This is a genomic window from Nocardioides sp. Bht2 (assembly GCF_047308515.1).
Taxonomy (GTDB): Bacteria; Actinomycetota; Actinomycetes; order Propionibacteriales; family Nocardioidaceae; genus Nocardioides.
The window spans coordinates 57,581-74,466 of sequence record NZ_JBLBWI010000013.1 but is presented as its reverse complement, the minus strand read 5'-3'; the positions used below and the strand labels follow the sequence as shown (position 1 = coordinate 74,466).

Sequence of the window (16,886 nt, the reverse complement as noted above, 5' to 3'; positions counted from 1 at the left end):
GTCTGGACGACCGTGAGGTCACATTGAGGGGTGTGTCGTTTGCCACAGCAGGTTACCGTCTGGTCACCTACTGCCAGCCGTTCGGAGGCCGACGTGCTCAACCTTGCTGTCTTCTTGGAGGATTCCGCCCGCAAGTACCCCGACCGCGATGCGGTGGTACTCGGCGAGACCCGCCTCACCTACGCGCAGGTCAACGCCGGCGCCAACCAGGTCGCGAACTTCCTGGTGAGCAAGGGGATCCAGCCCGGTGACAAGGTGGCGCTGAGCTGCCCGAACCTGCCCTACTTCTCGTTGGTCTACTACGGGATCCTCAAGGCCGGCGCCGTCGTCGTCCCGCTCAACATCCTGCTCAAGGGCCGCGAGGTGGCCTACCACCTGGGCGACTCCGAGGCGAAGGCCTACTTCTGCTTCGAGGGGACGCCGGACCTGGCGATCGGCGCCGAGGGCCACACCGGGTTCGAGCAGACGGACGGCTGCGAGACCTTCGTGGTGATCACCGCCGACCCGACCGCCGCCTCCCCGATCGAGGGCGCGACCACGCTGGGCCAGGCGCTCGCCGGTCAGGCACCGACCTTCGAGACGGTCGCCACCGACGCCGACGACACCGCGGTCATCCTCTACACCTCGGGCACCACCGGTCAGCCCAAGGGCGCGGAGCTGCGGCACAGCAACATGCACTCCAACGCCCTCACCGGGCGCGAGCTCTTCGGCGCCGACGAGGAGAACCCCGACACCTACCTCTGTGTGCTGCCGCTCTTCCACTCGTTCGGCCAGACCGTGATCCAGAACGGTGCCTTCGCCTTCGGCGGCACCGTGGTGATGCTGCCGCGGTTCGAGGCCAACGCCGCGCTCGGCCTGATGCTGCGCGAGAAGGTCACCTTCTTCGGCGGCGTGCCGACCATGTACTGGGGCCTGCTCGGCGCCCTCAACGAGGACGTCGACGTCGCCACCCTGGCCGCCAACCTTCGGGTCGCCGTCGCGGGGGGTTCGGCGCTCCCGGTCGAGGTGCACAAGGAGTTCGAGCGTCGCTTCGGCGTCACCATCCTGGAGGGTTACGGCCTCTCGGAGACCTCCCCGGTGGCCAGCTTCGCGCCGTGGGGCAAGCCGCCGCGGGTCGGCTCGATCGGCGTCCCGATCCCGGACGTCGAGATGAAGCTGATCGACGACGCCTGGAACGAGGTCACCGGCGAGGATGCCGTCGGCGAGATCGCGATCAAGGGTGCGAACGTGATGAAGGGCTACTACCGGCGTCCCGAGGCGACTGCCGAGGCGATCCACGACGGCTGGTTCCGCTCCGGCGACCTGGCCCGCAAGGACGCCGACGGTTACTACTACATCGTCGACCGGGCCAAGGACCTGATCATCCGCGGCGGCTTCAACGTCTACCCGCGGGAGATCGAAGAGGTCCTGGTCACCCACCCGGACGTCTCGTTGGCCGCGGTGATCGGGGTTCCGCACGACTCACACGGCGAAGAGATCAAGGCGTTCGTGATCCTCAACCCGGGCGCCGAGGTGAGTGCCGAGGAGCTGGTCGCCTGGGGCAAGGAGCAGATGGCCAGCTACAAGTACCCGCGTTCGGTGGAGATCGTCAGCGCGCTGCCGATGACCGCCACCGGCAAGATCCTCAAGCGCGAGCTGAGCTGACGCTCGGAGCCTGAGCTGACGCTCGGTGCCCGAACCGAGCTGACGCTCAGGCGAACGGGTCCGGCAGAGCGCCGGGAAGTGCCGCCAACAGGTCGAGGGCCTGTTGGCGGTACTTGTGTTCCACCAGGACCTCATAGCGGGTGGCGACGACCACGCTGACCGAGGAGAAGTCCCGGGTGCCCTTGGTGGAGGCGTAGCCGAGCAGCGCCCAGATCACGCCGAACAGTGCGCCCAGCAGAGCGGTGGAGGCGATGATCGCGAGCGCGCCGCCGTCGCCGAACATCACCAGGATCAAGCCGACGAAGAGGCCGAGCCAGAGGCCCGAGATGACGCCCAGGCCGGCGACCCGCGCGGTGGTGAGGCGGCCGGTGATCCGTTCGACCTGCTTGAGGTCGGTGCCGACGATCATGCAGTTCTGCACCGGGAACCCGTGGTCGGCCAGGTAGTCGACGGCCCGCTGTGCGTCGGCGTAGTGCTGGTGCACAGCCAGCGATTGCGGGAACTCCAGATCAAGTCCGGCGGTGGTGCGACGAGGGGCGGCCATGGCTCCAGAATGCCCCCGCGGTCCAAGCCGGTCCCCGATTCCGGCGTGTGGCTCCCCGCTCGGTAGACTCGGCTGCGGTATTCAGCGCGCTACATGAGGAGTCCCCAGTGGCCCGGGTCGTCGTCGACGTCATGCTCAAGCCCGAAATTCTCGACCCGCAGGGAAAGGCGGTCCAGGGTGCTCTGCCCCGGCTCGGCTTCTCCGGTGTCCTTGACGTACGTCAGGGCAAGCGGTTCGAGCTCGAGATCGAGGGCGAGGTGAACGCCGAGCGTCTCGCGGAGATCGAGCAGATCGCCGGCACGCTGCTCGCCAACCCCGTGATCGAGGACTTCACCGTCCACGTCGAGGACGCCTCGTGAAGGTTGGCGTCGTCACCTTCCCCGGCACCCTCGACGACGTCGACGCGCAGCGCGCCGTCCGGATCGGGGGCAACGAGGCTGTCGCGCTGTGGCACGGCGACCATGACCTCCAGGGCGTCGACGCCGTCGTCCTGCCGGGCGGTTTCTCCTACGGCGACTACCTCCGCTGTGGCGCGATCTCTCGCTTCTCGCCGGTGATGACCGAGGTCATCGCTGCCGCTGAGAAGGGGATGCCGGTCCTCGGCATCTGCAACGGATTTCAGATCCTCTGCGAGTCGCACCTGCTGCCGGGCGCGTTGATCCGCAACGATCACCGCAAGTTCGTCTGCCGCGACCAGAAGCTGCGGATCGAGAACAACCGCACCGCCTGGACCTCCTCCTACGCCGAGAACGCCGAGATCACCGTGGTGCTCAAGAACGGCGAGGGCTCCTTCGTGGCCGATGAGGCCACTTTGGACCTGCTGGAGGGCGAGGGCCGCGTGGTCGCGCGCTACCTCGACGTCAACCCGAACGGTTCGCTGCGCGACATCGCCGGGATCACCAACGAGCGCGGCAACGTGGTCGGCCTGATGCCGCACCCCGAGCACGCGGTCGAAGAGCTCTGCGGTCCGGGCACCGAGGGTTTGGGCTTCTTCACTAGCCTGGTCGAGTCGACCTTCGCCTGATTGAGGACCTTCCCCACCATGAAACCCCAGCGTCTTTTCCGCATCGTCGCCGTGGCGGAAGCCATCACCTGGGCGTTGCTGCTCAGCGGGATGTTCCTCAAGTACGTCACTGAGACCACCGAACTCGGTGTCCGGATCGGCGGCATGCTGCACGGCACGGTGTTCATCGCCTACTGCCTGACCACCCTGGTGGTCGGGATCGACCAGAAGTGGGGCGCCAAGCGGGTCCTGCTGGGCCTCGCTGCCGCTGTCCCGCCGTTCTTCACGGTCTGGTTCGACCTCGCTGCCGAGCGTCGCGGTTGGTTCGGTGCCGAGTGGCGGCTGCGTTCGGCTGAGCCGAGCGGCGCCGTCGAGCGGATCACCCGCTGGCTGGTCACCAAGCCGTTGCAGGGCCTCGTCGCTGCGGTGGTCGCGGTGGCCGCCCTTACCGGCGTCGCGCTGATCGCCGGCCCGCCGGTCGGCTGACCTGGCTCCACTCGCCGTCGAGACGGCATGAGAAAACGCCCCGAGCTGATGCTCGGGGCGTTTCTCGTTGGACGATGCCGTCACGCTGGGATCAGCGGATCTTGCCCTGCTGGAGCAGCCGCCACGCGGCCTTGTTGACGACGCCCGACTGAGGGAGGCCGACCTGCTTCTGCCAGGCCTTGACCTGCTGCTCGGTGCCGGCGTCGAAGACTCCGGTGTAGGTCATCGGGCGGCCGGTCGCGGCGGTCAGGGTCCGCTGCAGCTTGCGGACTGCGACACCGGCGCTGCCCCGCTTGATGGTCGGGTTGTTGCCGATGCTCAGTAGCGAGGTCCACTGCTTGCGGGTGAAGCCGGAGACCGTGTTGAACCCGTTGCGCCGCTGGAAGGCGTTGGCGGCCTGCAGGGTGGTGTTGTCGAAGCGTCCGCTCACCGGGCCGCGGTAGTGCCCCGCCTTGCGGAGCAGGCACTGCAACGCCTTGACGGTGCCGGAGTTGGCGTTCACGCGCACCACCGGGTAGCGGCTCAGGTTCGCCTGCACCCGCTCCTTGCACATCACGCCGCCGGGGGTGCCGGTGCTGCCCTTGCCCAGGCTCATGAAGTTGCTGTCGATGTTGATCGTGACGCCGCCCCAGGTCTCGTTGTGCCCGCCGCGGTACTGCTTGACCCGGCCGTGCGGCATCCAGCCGTCGGTGCGCAGGTAGCCGGGTGACTCGAGGTTGGCGACGCCGTCCCAGCGGGCCACCCAGAGGCGGTCGGGGAGCGTGTACTTTCCGGGCTCCTTGACGCGCGCGTCGTCGAGCAGCTTGATCCCGGAGCCGGCGCTGGAGTAGACCCCGGAGACGTAGCCGAGCGACTTGATCGTCTTGTTGTAGTCGGAGAGGAACCACATCGCGGACTCGCGGCAGACCTTCTTGGTGCTGTCGAAACCTTCGAGGTCGTACCAGAGGGTGCTGCCGGCGTCGATGCCGAGCTTCTGGGCGGCGGCGACGGCCTTGGCGGCCTCGGCCCGGGCCTGCTTGCGGGCCGCGGCGTAGGTGTTGGCGCTGCTCGCCGCGATCACCTTGTCGTCCTTGTACCGCGGGAAGCGGCTCAGGCAGTTGGCCTGCGGGCCGAGGGTGATCGGCAGCAGCTTCCAGCCGTTGGCGATCTGCTTCTTGACCCAGGTCGCGGTCAGGTTCGGCTGCGAGCGGCAGGCTCGCGAGTCGCCGGAGATGTAGATGCCGACGCCGGCGAACGGCGAGTGCTCCATCCAGGCGTCCATCTTGGCCTGGGTGGGGGTGAGGCACTGGTCGAACGCGTAGCCGGTGAAGTTGCCCGGCGTGACCTGGTCGGCGTGGGCGGCCGGCGCGGTCAGGGTGGCGCTGGCGACCAGGCCTGCGACGGCGGTAGCAAGGGTGCCGCGCACGGCGGCGCGGTTTCGGGGAAGGCGGCGCATGCGGATTCTCCAAAAGGGGGAAATGTGCAATCACTCTAACCCCATAATTCACATGAGTAACACCGCGAGAACTAATTACAAGCCTGTAATTAAATGCGGAAAGTTGGCCGGAGAATTAATTACACATATGTAATTCGGAGGTGTTTCTGGTCGCACCGGAGCGCAGGTCCAGCCTGCCTGCGGCCCGGCGCGCCGCTGACGGTAGATTTCGCCCTGTGCAGAAGAGCCAGCTGGACACCGTCGCCGTCGCCACTCAGGACCCCACTCGCGAGCAGCCTTGGGCTGACCTCGGCCTCAAGGCCGACGAGTACGCCAAGATCCGCGAGATCCTTGGTCGTCGCCCCACCTCCTCGGAGTTGGCGATGTACTCGGTGATGTGGAGTGAGCACTGCTCCTACAAGTCCACCAAGGTCCACCTCAAGCAGTTCAGCGAGATCCCGCAGGAGACCAAGGCCGGCAAGATGCTGGCCGGTATCGGCGAGAACGCCGGCGTGATCGACATCGGCCACGGCTACGCCGTCACCTTCAAGGTCGAGTCGCACAACCACCCCTCCTTCGTCGAGCCCTACCAGGGCGCCGCGACCGGCATCGGCGGCATCGTCCGCGACATCCTGGCGATGGGTGCCCGCCCGGTCGCCGTCGTCGACCCGCTCCGCTTCGGCCCGCTCGACGCCGACGACACGCACCGGGTGCTGCCCGGCATCGTGGCCGGTGTCGGTGGCTACGGAAACTGCCTCGGCCTGCCCAACATCGGTGGCGAGGCCGTCTTCGACACCACCTACCTCGGCAACCCGCTGGTCAACGCCGGCGCGATCGGCGTCCTGCGCCACGAGGACCTGCACCTGGCCAACGCCTCGGGCACCGGCAACAAGGTGATTCTCTACGGCGCCCGCACCGGTGGCGACGGCATCGGCGGCGTCTCGGTGCTCGCCTCGGAGACCTTCGACGAGGGCGGCCCCGCGAAGCGTCCCAGCGTCCAGGTCGGCGACCCGTTCATGGAGAAGTTGCTCATCGAGTGCACCCTCGAGATCTTCGCCGCCAAGCTCGTCGCCGGCATCCAGGACCTCGGCGGTGCCGGGCTCTCCTGCGCCACCTCCGAGCTGGCCAGCGCCGGTGACGGCGGTATGCACGTCGAGCTGGACCTGGTTCCGCTGCGCGACTCCTCGCTCGCTCCCGAAGAGATCCTGATGAGCGAGTCCCAGGAGCGGATGATGGCGGTGGTGACGCCGGAGAACGTCGAGGCGTTCATGACCATCTGTCGCAAGTGGGACGTCGAGGCAGTCGTGATCGGTGAGGTCACCGACACCGGCCGTCTGGAGATCGACTGGCACGGCGAGCGCGTCGTCGACGTGCCGCCGCGTTCCGTTGCCCACGACGGCCCTGTCTACGAGCGCCCCTACGCGCGCCCCGAGTGGCAGGACGCCCTGCAGGCCGACGGCGCCGAGAAGCTGGCCCGCCCGGTCGGCGGCGACGCGCTCAAGGAGACCCTGCTCCAGATGGTCGCCAGCCCGAACCTCTGCGACAAGTCCTGGATCACCGACCAGTACGACCGCTACGTCCGCGGCAACACCGTGCTCGCGCAGCCGGAGAACTCCGGGATGATCCGCGTCGACGAGGAGACCAACCTCGGCGTCGCGATCTCCACCGACTGCAACGGCCGCTTCGCCAAGCTCGACCCGTACACCGGCGCTCAGTTGGCGCTGGCCGAGTCGTACCGCAACGTCGCGACCGGTGGCGCCACCCCGCTCGCCGTCTCCGACTGCCTGAACTTCGGTTCGCCCGAGGACCCGTCGGTGATGTGGCAGTTCGCTGAGGCCTGCCGTGGTCTCAAGGACGCCTGCCTCGAGCTCGGTGTGCCGGTGACCGGCGGCAACGTCAGCCTCTACAACCAGACCGGTGAGACCGCGATCCTGCCGACCCCCGTGGTCGCGGTGCTCGGTGTCATCCAGGACGTCTCGCAGCGCACCCCGGCCGGTTTCCAGGCCGAGGGCGAGCGGGTCTACCTGCTCGGCGAGACCCGTGAGGAGCTCTCCGGCTCCGAGTGGGCGAACGTCGTCCACAACCACCTCGGCGGCCTTCCGCCGAAGCTCGACCTGGCTGCCGAGCAGGCGCTGGCCGAGTTCCTGGTCGACGGCGTCGGCACGCTCACCTCGGCGCACGACCTCTCCGACGGTGGTCTCGCACAGACCCTCGCCGAGTCCGCGTTCCGCAACGGCATCGGCGTCTCGGTGGCGCTCGAGGGCGTCCACGCCGACCCGTTCGTGGCGCTCTTCGCCGAGTCGACCGCGCGCGTGCTGGTCACCGTCGCGGACGGCGACGCCGAGGACCTGACGGCCCTGGCCGCCAAGCACGGTGTGCCGCTGGCCGAGCTGGGTCGCACCGGCGGCACCGAGATCGCCGTCGAGGGTCAGTTCACCCTCGGCGTCGAGGAGGCGCGGGCCGCTTGGGCGGCGACGCTGCCGGCCGCGCTGGGCTGAGTTCCGTTTCGTAGGCTCCCCTGTCGGGGATGATGGCTGAAGTCCGTCATCTCGGCAGGGGAGCTTTCGTATGCGTAGACGTGCCCTAGCAGCGGCGATCCTGATCCTGCTGACTCCGCTCAGTGCCTGTTCCGACGACGACGAACCCGATCACGCCGCGCAGTGGTCGGTGGCGGGCGAACTCCGCGAACTGCCACGAAGCGTTGCCGAGTCCGGCCTGTGGGTGGTGACCGCCGACCTCGACGGCGCCCTACGGACCGCGAAGCTCACCCGCACCGGAGACGACCTGCAGTGGCTTGCGGCGGTTGGCGGCATGCCGGTCGACGGCAAGGTCACGCCGATCTTCGTGCCGATCGGCTCTGGCTTCAACGTGGAGTACGCCGCGAGCGGTGACTTCGCGGCGCAGGCGGGTTGGTCGCTCCAGGACGTGGACAGCTTCGTCGAAGGTGGTCGCCCGCCGTCGGTGCTGACGGTCGCTCGTGGCGACTTCGACAAGGACACCTTGAACAAGGATCTGGTCGAGGTCGGCGACGGCATCGTCTCCAACAGCACCGCGCCGGACGGGCAGACCGACCTGAAGAACACCAACGGGTTCAGCCCGCTGGGTCAGCCGATCCGGCTCAGCGAGGAGGGCGGCCGGATCGCGCTCAGCAGCTCCACGCCTCTGGTGCAGGCGTGGCGGGAGCAGACCGAGACCCTCGCCGAGGACGAGCGGGCGGTCGCGCTGGCGAGGGCGCTCGACGACGAGGAGGTGCTCTCGGCGGTGCTCAGCCAGCCGGTCGGCCTCGCCGGGCTCGGCGGCAAGCAGCTCAGCCCCGGGACGCCGGGCCCGATCCAGCAGGCCTTCGACGGGGTCGGGATCGGGTGGGGGACCGATGACGGCGTGGCCGAGATCCACGTCGTCTACCACTTCGCGGGCCCCGGTGAGGCCGAGGCGGCAGCCGAGCCGCTGGCGACGTTGTGGCGCGAGGGTGTCTCGGTGCGCGACGGCCGCCCGTTCGCCGAGCGGGTCGCGGTGGACGACGTCGAGGTGGAGGATGGCGTGGTGCGGATCGAGTTGGGTCTCCAGGCCGACAGTGCTCCCCAGGTGGTCTACCAGATGCTGCTCTCCGGCGAGCCTGTCTTCGCGGCCCGGTGAGTGGTGCGATGACGCAGAAGATCGCCTACGGCGCCGATCCGGCGCAGTTCGCCGAATGGACGCCGGTGAGCCGGGCGCGGGGTGTCGTCGTGGTGATCCACGGCGGCTATTGGCGCGCCGCCTACGATCTGGCACTCGGTCGGCCGCTGGCACGAGACCTGGTTGCTCGCGGGTGGTCCGTGCTGAACCTCGAGTACCGGCGGGTCGGCAACGGCGGCGGGTTCCCGGAGACCTTCGACGACGTCGCGGCCGCCATCGACCTGCTTGCCGAGCTTCCCGAGGTGGATCCGGCCGGGCCGGTGGTGGCGCTCGGGCATTCGGCAGGCGGTCACCTGGCGGCTTGGGCGGCGGCGCGCGGTCGGTTCGGTTGGCCGGAGCGGGTAGCGGTGACCGCGGTGCTGAGCCAAGCCGGCCTGTTGGATCTCGGTGAGGCCGCCCGTGCCGGGCTCAGTGGGGGCGCGGTCGAGGAGTTGCTGGGCGAGCAGCCGATCGATGCCCGGGTCGACCCGGTGCAGCAGGTGCCGCTGGGGGTGCCGATCTGGTGCGTCCACGCCCGCGACGACGTCGACGTACCGTTCGATCAGGCGCAGCGTTATGTGGCCGCGGCGAAGGCCGCCGCGGCGCGGGCCGAACTGGTCGAGGTGGACGGTGGCCACTTCGACCTGATCGACCCGTGCTCATCGGCGTGGGCTGCGGTGATCCAGGTGCTGGAGAACGCGGCTGCCCCGGACTAGGCGGCGGCTCCCAGGCCGGCACCTCGGATCCGGAGGGGGCAGGCGGTGGGGCTGTTCTCGATCCGCTGGCGCAGCTTCTGGTTGACCGCCGTCAGCAGCCGCGAGACGTGCATCTGGGTGACGCCCAACTGCCGGCCGATCTCGGCCTGGGTCTGTTCTTCGAAGAAGCGGAGGTAGATCAGCCTTTTCTCGCGTTCGTTCAGCTGCCGCAGCGCGTTGGCGAGCAGGACCCGGGCCTCCGCGGCGCTCTGCTCGTCGACATCACTGGCGATCCGGTCGCCGATCGCGCCGCCGTCGGTGAAGGGCTGGTCGAGTGAGGCGGGCTGGAAGCAACCCTCGGTGGCCAGTGCGCTGTGGTACTCCGCCACACTGACATCGAGTGCCGCCGCCACCTCGTCGGTGTCGGGGTCACGGCCCAGGTCGTGGGTCAACTGGTCGGTGGTAGCCCGGATCCGCTGCTGGAGCTCCTGGATCCCGCGCGGTGGCCGGACCACCCAGCCGTGATCGCGGAAGTAGCGGCGCAGTTCGCCCCGGATCGTTGGTACCGCGAAGGTGAGCAGGTCCTTCTGTCGCGCCGGGTCGAACCGGTGGACAGCTTTGACCAGCCCCTCGTAGGCGGTCTGACGAAGGTCGTCGGCTGAGATTCCTCGTTCGCTGTAGCGGTGCGCGATCGACTCGGCAACACAGCGATTGAGCAGAATGACTTCGTCCAGCAACCTGGTGCGTTCCTCCGCAGAGGCACAGCTGGCTTTGTCGAAGAGCTCGGCCGTTCTGGCCATCCGGTCAGTTCGTGTGAGTTCGTGGGCATGATTGAAGCCGGTGATTTCGGTCATGACAGGACCGTCCTCTGGTGATTGCGGGCTGCCTCGCCGTTGGCTCCAGCGAGTGCGTGCACAGGCGAGCCTTTGATGGAGCTCACCCGAATGCGCTTCCACCTACGACCTTACCCACAAATGAGGATCAGGCAACAGGCGATCGCCCGCGGTGGCGATGAGTGAAGGTCGGATGAGTGGGTACTGCTGCTGCCCGAGTTCCGGTGAAAGGAAGGCCCAGGTGACCAACGAGCTGGCGTATGACGAGCACTCGGTGAGTGGGGGAGTCGAGGGGACCTACCCCGTGCAGCAAGTGCTGTTCGGAGGGTTGGCGATCCAGTTCGATGACCGGGTGCTGGAACCGCGCCAGTGGACCACCCATCAATCTTTCTGGGCGGCCCAACTCATGGTTGGCGCCCCAGCCGGTCCGGTCCTCGAATTGTGCGCGGGTGCAGGCCAGATCGGTCTGCTGGCGCTCACCCTGAGCGATCGGGCCGGTGTCCTGGTGGACGCCGACCCGATCGCCTGCGGATATGCCCGCGGCAATACCGAGCGAGCCCAGATGGCCGATCGGGTCGAGGTCAGGAACGCCCGCGCGGAGCAGGCGTTGACCCCCGCCGACCGGTTCGCGGTGGCGATCATCGATCCGCCGTGGGTACCCAGTAGCGGCACCGACCGGTTCCCCGCCGACCCGCTGTTCGCGATCGACGGTGGCCCGGCTGGACTCGACGTCGCCGCGGAGTGCCTTCGGGCGGTGAACGCCCACCTCCTGCCAGGCGGATCGGTGTTGATCCAGCTCGGCACCGCGGAGCAGCTGACGCAGCTCCTCGCCGACGTCGAGGACGACGCTGTGTGGCAGGTGCAGCGGGTCTGGCGACAGGACCAGGGCCGCGGCGTCGTCGCGCACCTCCAGCGACACCAGAACCTGGCTTAGCGGAACCGGAAGGAGTACGCGTGTTCTTGCCACAGAGCCGAGGGCCGGTCAGCGCCTGGGTCCGGCGCAGGATGCTGGGCCTCGGTGCGGACCAGCTCCCAGAACCACCGGAGCCCGAGGGGCTCCTCGATGACGACGACGTCCAGCTCGCGCTGTGGATGATGTACGAGATGCACTACGTCGGCTTCGACGAGGTGGACCCGGCACTTGAGTGGGACCTCGAACTGCTGGCGATGCGCCAGTTGCTGGAGGCGCCTTTCGAGTTGGCCCTGCGCGGGCTGGTCGCCAGTGTCGGGGTCGGCACCGTGGGCGCCCGTCCATCACAGATCGTGGATGCGCTACGGCAGGTGATCGACGACGCTCCGGACGCGGGTCTCGCCCGCCACCTACAGCGGCGGGCGACCGCTGACCAGTTCGCCGATTTCTTGCGCCAACGCAGCATCTATCACCTCAAGGAGGCCGACGCCCACAGCTTCGTGCTCCCGCGGCTGCGCGGCAGCGTCAAGGTGGCGCTGGCCGAGGTGCAGTACGACGAGTATGGCGCCGGCCGGGCGGAGCGGCTGCATCAGGATCTCTTCGCGTCGGCGATGGTCGCCTGCGGCCTCGACGCCCGGTACGGGCGTTATCTCGACGACGCCGATGCTGCGACTCTGGCCGCTAGCAACGCCCTGAGTTTCGCTTGTCTGCACCGTCGGAACCGGGCGATCGCGGCGGGCCACCTGGCTGCATTCGAGGCGACCAGCAGTCTGCCGTGCCGCCGGATCTGTCAGGGCGTGGAGCGGCTCGGGCTACCGCGCGAGGTCTTCGACTACTACGACGAACACGTCGAGGCCGACGCGGTCCATGAGCAGATCGCGTTGACCGACCTCTGTGGCGGGCTGGTCGCGGACGAGCCGGAGTTGGCGGGGGACGTGCTGTTCGGCGCGCAACTCGCCTTGTACCTGGGCGCACGGGCCGACCGAGCCCTGCTCAAGCGGTGGTCGACCTCGGCGGCGTCGCCGGCGGCGACGAACGGTGCTGGGCAGGAGGTGGCATGAGCGAGCAGGAGGTGCGGACGCGCGCCTGCCCGGACGGGCCCCTCCTGGTGCGAGGCGCGACCGAATGGCCGGGGCCGGACGGCGAAGCCGTCGCGGTGACCCGGCCGGTGGTGGCGGTCTGCCGCTGCGAGCGGTCGCAGCGGTTGCCGTGGTGCGACGGGACCCATAGGTTTCTGGCCCCTGGCGCCGCCGTCAGGCAGGGGTGAGCGGCTCGTGTCCGTTGGTGATCGTCGGGGTGACGGGTTCGGGGAGGTCGCGGCTGTCCACCACCATCTGGGCTACGTCGCGCAGCTTGATGTTGGTCTCGCTGGAGTAGCGCCGCATCACCTCGAACGACCGGTCCAGGCTGAGTCCGTAGCGTTGCATCAGGATGCCCTGGGCGACCCCGATCAGTTGTCGCGAGTGGATCGCGGTCTCCAGGCCGTCGATCTTCTGTGCTGCGGCCAGAGCGCTGGCAGCGTGGGTGGCGAAGAGCAGAGCCCGGTCCAGATCGTCGCGGGTGAAGGTGCCGATCCGGGCGTCGTAGAGGTTCAGTGCACCCAGCACGGAGCTGCCGTCCCCACGCTGTGGGGCGATCAGCTGGACGCTGAGCAGGGAACGGATCCCGAGCTGGGCTGCCCCGGCGCCCCACTGCGGCCAGCGCGGGTCGAGGGCGGTGTCACGGACCAGGAAGGCACCGAGGTCCTGACGCGGCTCGAGGCAGGGCCCTTCGCCCACTTCGAGCTGGAGTGCGTCGCAGGCGGCGACGACGTCATGCGAGGCGACGACGGTCTCCAAGCGGCCGCGTCGGCGGCGCAGGGTGACGCCGCAGTGGTGGGCTGCCGGGACCAGCTCGAGCGCCTGCTCGCAGATCCGCTCGATGGTCAGAGCCTCGGTCGGTTCGGCGTGGAGCTGCTCGCTGAGCGCCGCGAAGTAGGCCGCATGGTTGGGCGGCGACGGTTCTCTGGTCATCGGGAAGTCCGGTGAGCGGTGGCACGGAAGGCCGAGGGCAATCGGTTCTCCTTGGGCGAGCACGAGAGGGGAAGTTGCTACTGGCAATCACGATAGTCAGCCCCGCAATGGGGCGCCGATCAGGTTCCGCGTAGTGGTCGTCCCTTTCCTGCTTTCTGGGTATCGAAAGCAGCACGGCATGTCTTCACCGCCACCGGGTACCGCGCCCGGACCGGGCCGTACGGCTGCGGCTGAAGAGGCGAGATCAGGAAGGCAGGAACGATGACCAGATTCGGCTACTTCCTCCTGTGCGAGGAGCACGGGCCGCGAGCGTTGGTCGAGCAGGCCACCCTTGCCGAACAGGCAGGCTTCGATGCGCTGTGGATCAGCGACCACTTCCATCCCTGGAACCACGCCCAGGGCGAAAGCCCCTTCGTCTGGAGCGTGATCGGCGCCATCGCTCAGGCGTGCGACCTACCGGTGACGACGGCGGTGACCTGCCCGACGGTGCGGACCCATCCGGCGATCGTCGCGCAGGCGGCCGCGACCAGTGCTGTCATGCTCGGCGACAGGTTCGTACTCGGCGTCGGCACAGGCGAGGCGCTGAACGAGCACATCACCGGTGAGCCCTGGCCACCGGCCGCGATCCGCCTGGAGATGCTCCGCGAAGCGGTCGAGGTGATCCGCCGGCTCTGGACCGGAGAGGTGGTGACGCACCGCGGCACGTACTTCCAGCTCGACCAGGCGCAGATCTACACCACCCCGACGTCGCCACCGCCGGTCTACGTCTCGGGTTTCGGCCCGGATTCGATCCGGGCCGCCGCGGAGATCGGCGACGGCTACATCACCACCTCGCCCGACCCGGAACCGCTGGCCCGGTTCCGCGAGCTCTCCTCAGGCCCGGCGCAGGCGGGGACGAAGGTGTGTTGGGCTCCCACGGCTGACGAGGGCGTAGAGATCGCGCACCGGCTGTGGGGCACCAGCGGGGTGCCCGGCGAGTTGGCTCAGGTGCTTCCGACGCCGCAGCACTTCGAGCAGGCCGGCGAACTGGTCACCACCGAACAGACCCGGAAGGCAGTCACCTGCGGCAACGACGTCGACGCCCATGTGGCGAAACTCCAGGAGTTCGTCGACGCCGGGTTCGACGAGGTCTACGTCGCCAACATCGGGCCGCACTACCGGGAGATGATCGCCGCCTACGGCGAGCAGGTGCTGCCGCGCCTGCGCGCTGGTTGATCGGCGCGCAGGTCGCGTGGCTCAGCGGCGTCGGCCTACAGAATGAGGACGGCGACGATGATCATGATCGCCAGCGCCGCCACGATCAGAGCGACGAGTGCGCCCACCCGTGCCGGCGCCTTGCTGACCCCGGTGGGGTCCTGGCCGCCGCCTTCGGGGGAGTGGTCCTCGGGATGCATGTCATGAGGTTGGGTCATGTGGATGCGGTACCCCTGTTGGGCGCCCGCCATGCATGAAGGCTCGCCGGCTCGGGTACCGAAGGGTGCCATCGACGAGAGGAGCCACGATGCCTGCCAAGGACCACGGACCCAGCATCAAGGACGACGAGCTCTACGAGGAGTTGCGCGAGGACGGCGCCAGCAAGGAGAAGGCGGCACGGATCGCCAACCAGGCGGCGGCGACGTCACGTTCGGCGGTGGGGCGCAAGGGCGGCGAGGCGGAACCGTACGACGAATGGACGGTCGAGGAGCTGCACCACCGAGCTGCGGAGCTGGAGATCGAGGGTCGGTCGAGCATGAACAAGGCGGAGCTGATCGACGCGCTCCGTAACCACTGACCACCCCCGCACCACAGACGCCCCGGTGTTCGGGGCCGGGGCGCCTGTGGTGCAGGGGTTCTTCTGCTACGAGCGATTCATCGTCCGGACGCCGACCACCAGGCCGAACGCGGCGACGACGGCGCCACCGGCGAATCCGGCCGCGATGACGTCGGCGTTCCAGACCCCGGAGAAGAGCTCACGCTCCGCCTCGACCACATAGGTGAGCGGGTTGAGGTCGGAGATGAAACGGAGCCAGCCGGGGGCGCCGTCGAGGGGGAGCAGGATGCCGGCCAGCAGCAGGATCGGGAAGACCAACGTCTGCTGCACCGTCCAGAAGAGCCACTCCTGACCTTCGGAGATCAGCGCCAGGGCGAAGGAGAGCGCCCCGCCACCGACGCAGAAGAGCGCCAGCATCGCCATCCCGACCAGCACGCCGCCCAGGTGCAGGTCGAAGCTGAACGGGGTGACCACGATCAGGATGATCGCGGTCTGCATCAGCAGCGGAACGACCTCCTTGAAAGCTCGTCCGACCAGCAGTGAGGAACGGCTCAGCGGGGAGACCAGCATCCGTTCGTGGGAGCCGGAGATGATCTCGGCCGAGAGGTTCGCGCCGGTGAACGAGGCGCCCATCAGGCAGGTCATCGCGACGATCCCGGGGACGAACCACTGCAACGCGGAACCGTCCGGGGTGTCGGGCAACAGCGGCGCGAAGAGACCGAGGAAGACCAGCGGCTGGACCATCGCGAAGAGCACCGAGGCGGGTTCGCGGAGGACCGGCTTGAGTTCGCGCGTCATCACGTTCCAGGTGTCGGCCCAGAAGCCGCTGACGGGGGTGTCACGCACAGTGACCTGCGGGGTGATCGTGGTGGTACTCATGCTGCTGCTCCTTCGATGCTGACCGGGCTGGTGGTCTCGTTGGCCTCCCGCAGGCTGCGTCCGGTGAGGTCGAGGAAGACGTCGTCGAGAGTGGGGCGGGCGACTTCGACGCTCCGGGCGGGGACGCCGTCGGCCTGGAGGTCGGCGAGGAGTGCCGGTGCGGCGCGGTGCGCGTCGGTGGCCCGCAGTTGGACCGTGTCCTGCTCCTGGCTCACCTGGGCACCGGGCAGGCGCTGCGCCCGGGTCGCGGCCCGCGCAGCGTCGTGGGCGGTCGCGAACCGCAGGGTGACGTGGTCCCCGAGCCGGGACTTGAGTCGGCTCGCGCTGTCGTCGGCGATCACCAGGCCGTGGTCGATCACCACCACCCGTTCGGCGAGCGCGTCGGCCTCCTCGAGGTAGTGGGTGGTGAGCACGATGGTGGAGCCGGTCTGCTCGTGCAGCCGCTCGACCAGACCCTGGAGGTTGGCCCGGTTCTGCGGGTCGAGCCCGGTCGAGGGTTCGTCGAGGAAGAGCACCCGGGGTAGGTGGACCAGGCCCATCGCGATGTCGAGTCGGCGGCGCTGTCCGCCGGAGAGGGTGCTCACCTTGCGGTCGGCGACGGCGGTCAGGTCGAGGTCGTCGATGAGCTCCGCGGCACGGGCGTGCGCGGCGCGCCTGTTGAGGCCGTGCGCCCGGCCCTGGCTGATCAGTTCGTCGCGACCGCGTTGCTGGTGTCCGGCACCGTTCCCCTGGCCGACGTAACCGATCGCCCGGCGGACGTCGCGCCGTCCGGTGACGATGTCGTGGCCGGCCACAGTGGCGGTGCCGGCGGTCGGTGCCAGCAGGGTGGTCAGCATCCGCAGAGTGGTGGACTTCCCGGCGCCGTTCGGGCCGAGGAAGGCGACGAGTTCGCCCTGAGTGATCTCCAGATCGAGGCCGCGCACGGCTTCGACCGTCTGCTTGCGGGTGGTGAAGTGCCGGGTCAGTCCGCGGGTCACGATCACCGGTTCGGAGCTCTGAGAAGTGGTCATGAGAGAACTCCATCGTGGCTTGCGGTCACTTTCTGACCGCAATTCGATCTAG

19 protein-coding genes are annotated in these 16,886 nt (G+C 68.6%); 12 read left to right on the top strand and 7 right to left on the bottom strand.

All coding sequences use genetic code 11. From position 1 onward, the window contains the following. Positions 1-93 precede the first annotated feature (93 nt). On the top strand, positions 94-1,644 hold the full coding sequence (locus tag ACLM5J_RS15605) for a long-chain-fatty-acid--CoA ligase (protein WP_413657384.1): 1,551 nt from the start codon (positions 94-96) through the stop codon (positions 1,642-1,644). 46 nt (positions 1,645-1,690) lie between these two features. On the opposite strand, the gene ACLM5J_RS15600 is transcribed toward ACLM5J_RS15605, so the two are convergent. Then, positions 1,691-2,188, bottom strand: a complete 498-nt coding sequence (locus ACLM5J_RS15600; protein WP_413657383.1) for a general stress protein — start codon at positions 2,186-2,188, stop codon at positions 1,691-1,693. 107 nt (positions 2,189-2,295) lie between these two features. Between ACLM5J_RS15600 and purS the strand changes: the two genes are divergently transcribed. The 3 genes from purS to ACLM5J_RS15585 are packed head-to-tail and all read left to right on the top strand — an operon-like array spanning position 2,296 to position 3,677. Next, positions 2,296-2,547 carry a phosphoribosylformylglycinamidine synthase subunit PurS gene (purS, locus tag ACLM5J_RS15595; protein ID WP_413657382.1) on the top strand — a complete coding sequence of 84 codons (252 nt, stop codon included), beginning with the start codon at positions 2,296-2,298 and terminating at the stop codon, positions 2,545-2,547. Next, positions 2,544-3,212 (top strand): phosphoribosylformylglycinamidine synthase subunit PurQ, encoded by a 669-nt coding sequence (purQ, locus tag ACLM5J_RS15590; protein ID WP_413657381.1) that lies wholly within the window; start codon positions 2,544-2,546, stop codon positions 3,210-3,212. The genes purS and purQ overlap by 4 nt, the downstream gene beginning before the upstream one ends. A gap of 18 nt (positions 3,213-3,230) precedes the next feature. Continuing rightward, positions 3,231-3,677 (top strand): DUF3817 domain-containing protein, encoded by a 447-nt coding sequence (locus tag ACLM5J_RS15585; protein WP_413657380.1) that lies wholly within the window; start codon positions 3,231-3,233, stop codon positions 3,675-3,677. Positions 3,678-3,768: 91 nt separating this feature from the next. Here ACLM5J_RS15585 and ACLM5J_RS15580 read toward each other — a convergent pair whose 3' ends face one another. After that, positions 3,769-5,112, bottom strand: a complete 1,344-nt coding sequence (locus ACLM5J_RS15580) for a glycoside hydrolase domain-containing protein (RefSeq protein WP_413657379.1) — start codon at positions 5,110-5,112, stop codon at positions 3,769-3,771. Between the two features lie 215 nt (positions 5,113-5,327). Here ACLM5J_RS15580 and purL point away from each other — a divergent pair, with 215 nt between their 5' ends. The 3 genes from purL to ACLM5J_RS15565 all read left to right on the top strand — a co-directional run bounded on the left by purL (position 5,328) and on the right by ACLM5J_RS15565 (position 9,461). Then, complete coding sequence (gene purL / locus ACLM5J_RS15575) at positions 5,328-7,589, top strand: phosphoribosylformylglycinamidine synthase subunit PurL (protein ID WP_413657378.1); 2,262 nt, start codon at positions 5,328-5,330, stop codon at positions 7,587-7,589. Between the two features lie 70 nt (positions 7,590-7,659). Further along, positions 7,660-8,727, top strand: a complete 1,068-nt coding sequence (locus ACLM5J_RS15570) for a hypothetical protein (protein WP_413657377.1) — start codon at positions 7,660-7,662, stop codon at positions 8,725-8,727. Positions 8,728-8,735: 8 nt separating this feature from the next. After that, positions 8,736-9,461 (top strand): alpha/beta hydrolase family protein, encoded by a 726-nt coding sequence (locus tag ACLM5J_RS15565; protein WP_413657376.1) that lies wholly within the window; start codon positions 8,736-8,738, stop codon positions 9,459-9,461. On the opposite strand, the gene ACLM5J_RS15560 is transcribed toward ACLM5J_RS15565, so the two are convergent. Beyond that, positions 9,458-10,240: a sigma-70 family RNA polymerase sigma factor gene (locus ACLM5J_RS15560; protein ID WP_413657375.1), complete on the bottom strand. Its 783-nt coding sequence runs from the start codon at positions 10,238-10,240 to the stop codon at positions 9,458-9,460. The genes ACLM5J_RS15565 and ACLM5J_RS15560 overlap by 4 nt on opposite strands. 274 nt (positions 10,241-10,514) lie before the next feature. On the opposite strand from ACLM5J_RS15560, the gene ACLM5J_RS15555 reads away from it, so the two are divergent. From ACLM5J_RS15555 to ACLM5J_RS15545, 3 genes are read left to right on the top strand one after another with little or no spacing between them, the layout of a single operon-like run. Further along, on the top strand, positions 10,515-11,207 hold the full coding sequence (locus tag ACLM5J_RS15555; protein WP_413657374.1) for an RsmD family RNA methyltransferase: 693 nt from the start codon (positions 10,515-10,517) through the stop codon (positions 11,205-11,207). A gap of 20 nt (positions 11,208-11,227) precedes the next feature. Next, the gene (locus ACLM5J_RS15550) at positions 11,228-12,244 is read left to right on the top strand and encodes an iron-containing redox enzyme family protein (RefSeq protein WP_413657373.1); all 1,017 of its coding nucleotides are present in this window, start codon (positions 11,228-11,230) and stop codon (positions 12,242-12,244) included. Next, entirely contained in the window at positions 12,241-12,450 is a 210-nt protein-coding gene (locus tag ACLM5J_RS15545) for a CDGSH iron-sulfur domain-containing protein (protein WP_413657372.1), read from the top strand. Before ACLM5J_RS15550 ends, ACLM5J_RS15545 begins: the two co-directional genes overlap by 4 nt. On the opposite strand, the gene ACLM5J_RS15540 is transcribed toward ACLM5J_RS15545, so the two are convergent. Beyond that, positions 12,437-13,195: a GAF and ANTAR domain-containing protein gene (locus ACLM5J_RS15540; protein WP_413657371.1), complete on the bottom strand. Its 759-nt coding sequence runs from the start codon at positions 13,193-13,195 to the stop codon at positions 12,437-12,439. The two genes, ACLM5J_RS15545 and ACLM5J_RS15540, sit on opposite strands and share 14 nt — an antisense overlap. 261 nt (positions 13,196-13,456) lie before the next feature. On the opposite strand from ACLM5J_RS15540, the gene ACLM5J_RS15535 reads away from it, so the two are divergent. After that, positions 13,457-14,410, top strand: coding sequence for a TIGR03557 family F420-dependent LLM class oxidoreductase (locus ACLM5J_RS15535; protein WP_413657369.1), 954 nt, complete (start codon positions 13,457-13,459; stop codon positions 14,408-14,410). Positions 14,411-14,445: 35 nt separating this feature from the next. Here ACLM5J_RS15535 and ACLM5J_RS15530 read toward each other — a convergent pair whose 3' ends face one another. Beyond that, on the bottom strand, positions 14,446-14,607 hold the full coding sequence (locus ACLM5J_RS15530; RefSeq protein ID WP_413657368.1) for a hypothetical protein: 162 nt from the start codon (positions 14,605-14,607) through the stop codon (positions 14,446-14,448). Positions 14,608-14,696: 89 nt separating this feature from the next. Between ACLM5J_RS15530 and ACLM5J_RS15525 the strand changes: the two genes are divergently transcribed. Beyond that, entirely contained in the window at positions 14,697-14,966 is a 270-nt protein-coding gene (locus ACLM5J_RS15525) for a Rho termination factor N-terminal domain-containing protein (RefSeq protein ID WP_413657367.1), read from the top strand. A gap of 66 nt (positions 14,967-15,032) precedes the next feature. Here the strand turns inward: ACLM5J_RS15525 and ACLM5J_RS15520 are convergent, their stop codons facing one another. Beyond that, positions 15,033-15,824 carry an ABC transporter permease gene (locus tag ACLM5J_RS15520; RefSeq protein ID WP_413657366.1) on the bottom strand — a complete coding sequence of 264 codons (792 nt, stop codon included), beginning with the start codon at positions 15,822-15,824 and terminating at the stop codon, positions 15,033-15,035. Then, positions 15,821-16,834, bottom strand: a complete 1,014-nt coding sequence (locus ACLM5J_RS15515) for an ATP-binding cassette domain-containing protein (protein ID WP_413657364.1) — start codon at positions 16,832-16,834, stop codon at positions 15,821-15,823. Before ACLM5J_RS15515 ends, ACLM5J_RS15520 begins: the two co-directional genes overlap by 4 nt. Between the last annotated feature and the right edge of the window lie 52 nt (positions 16,835-16,886).

What these genes read in the sequence shown, in the direction of transcription:
- ACLM5J_RS15570 (WP_413657377.1), top strand. Translation starts at nt 7,660, where the DNA reads ATGCGTAGACGTGCCCTAGCAGCGGCGATCCTGATCCTGCTGACTCCG.
- ACLM5J_RS15580 (WP_413657379.1), bottom strand. Translation starts at nt 5,112, where the DNA reads ATGCGCCGCCTTCCCCGAAACCGCGCCGCCGTGCGCGGCACCCTTGCT.
- ACLM5J_RS15520 (WP_413657366.1), bottom strand. Translation starts at nt 15,824, where the DNA reads ATGAGTACCACCACGATCACCCCGCAGGTCACTGTGCGTGACACCCCC.
- ACLM5J_RS15530 (WP_413657368.1), bottom strand. Translation starts at nt 14,607, where the DNA reads ATGACCCAACCTCATGACATGCATCCCGAGGACCACTCCCCCGAAGGC.
- ACLM5J_RS15540 (WP_413657371.1), bottom strand. Translation starts at nt 13,195, where the DNA reads ATGACCAGAGAACCGTCGCCGCCCAACCATGCGGCCTACTTCGCGGCG.
- ACLM5J_RS15545 (WP_413657372.1), top strand. Translation starts at nt 12,241, where the DNA reads ATGAGCGAGCAGGAGGTGCGGACGCGCGCCTGCCCGGACGGGCCCCTC.
- ACLM5J_RS15585 (WP_413657380.1), top strand. Translation starts at nt 3,231, where the DNA reads ATGAAACCCCAGCGTCTTTTCCGCATCGTCGCCGTGGCGGAAGCCATC.
- ACLM5J_RS15565 (WP_413657376.1), top strand. Translation starts at nt 8,736, where the DNA reads ATGACGCAGAAGATCGCCTACGGCGCCGATCCGGCGCAGTTCGCCGAA.
- ACLM5J_RS15535 (WP_413657369.1), top strand. Translation starts at nt 13,457, where the DNA reads ATGACCAGATTCGGCTACTTCCTCCTGTGCGAGGAGCACGGGCCGCGA.
- ACLM5J_RS15560 (WP_413657375.1), bottom strand. Translation starts at nt 10,240, where the DNA reads ATGGCCAGAACGGCCGAGCTCTTCGACAAAGCCAGCTGTGCCTCTGCG.
- ACLM5J_RS15515 (WP_413657364.1), bottom strand. Translation starts at nt 16,834, where the DNA reads ATGACCACTTCTCAGAGCTCCGAACCGGTGATCGTGACCCGCGGACTG.
- ACLM5J_RS15525 (WP_413657367.1), top strand. Translation starts at nt 14,697, where the DNA reads ATGCCTGCCAAGGACCACGGACCCAGCATCAAGGACGACGAGCTCTAC.
- ACLM5J_RS15600 (WP_413657383.1), bottom strand. Translation starts at nt 2,188, where the DNA reads ATGGCCGCCCCTCGTCGCACCACCGCCGGACTTGATCTGGAGTTCCCG.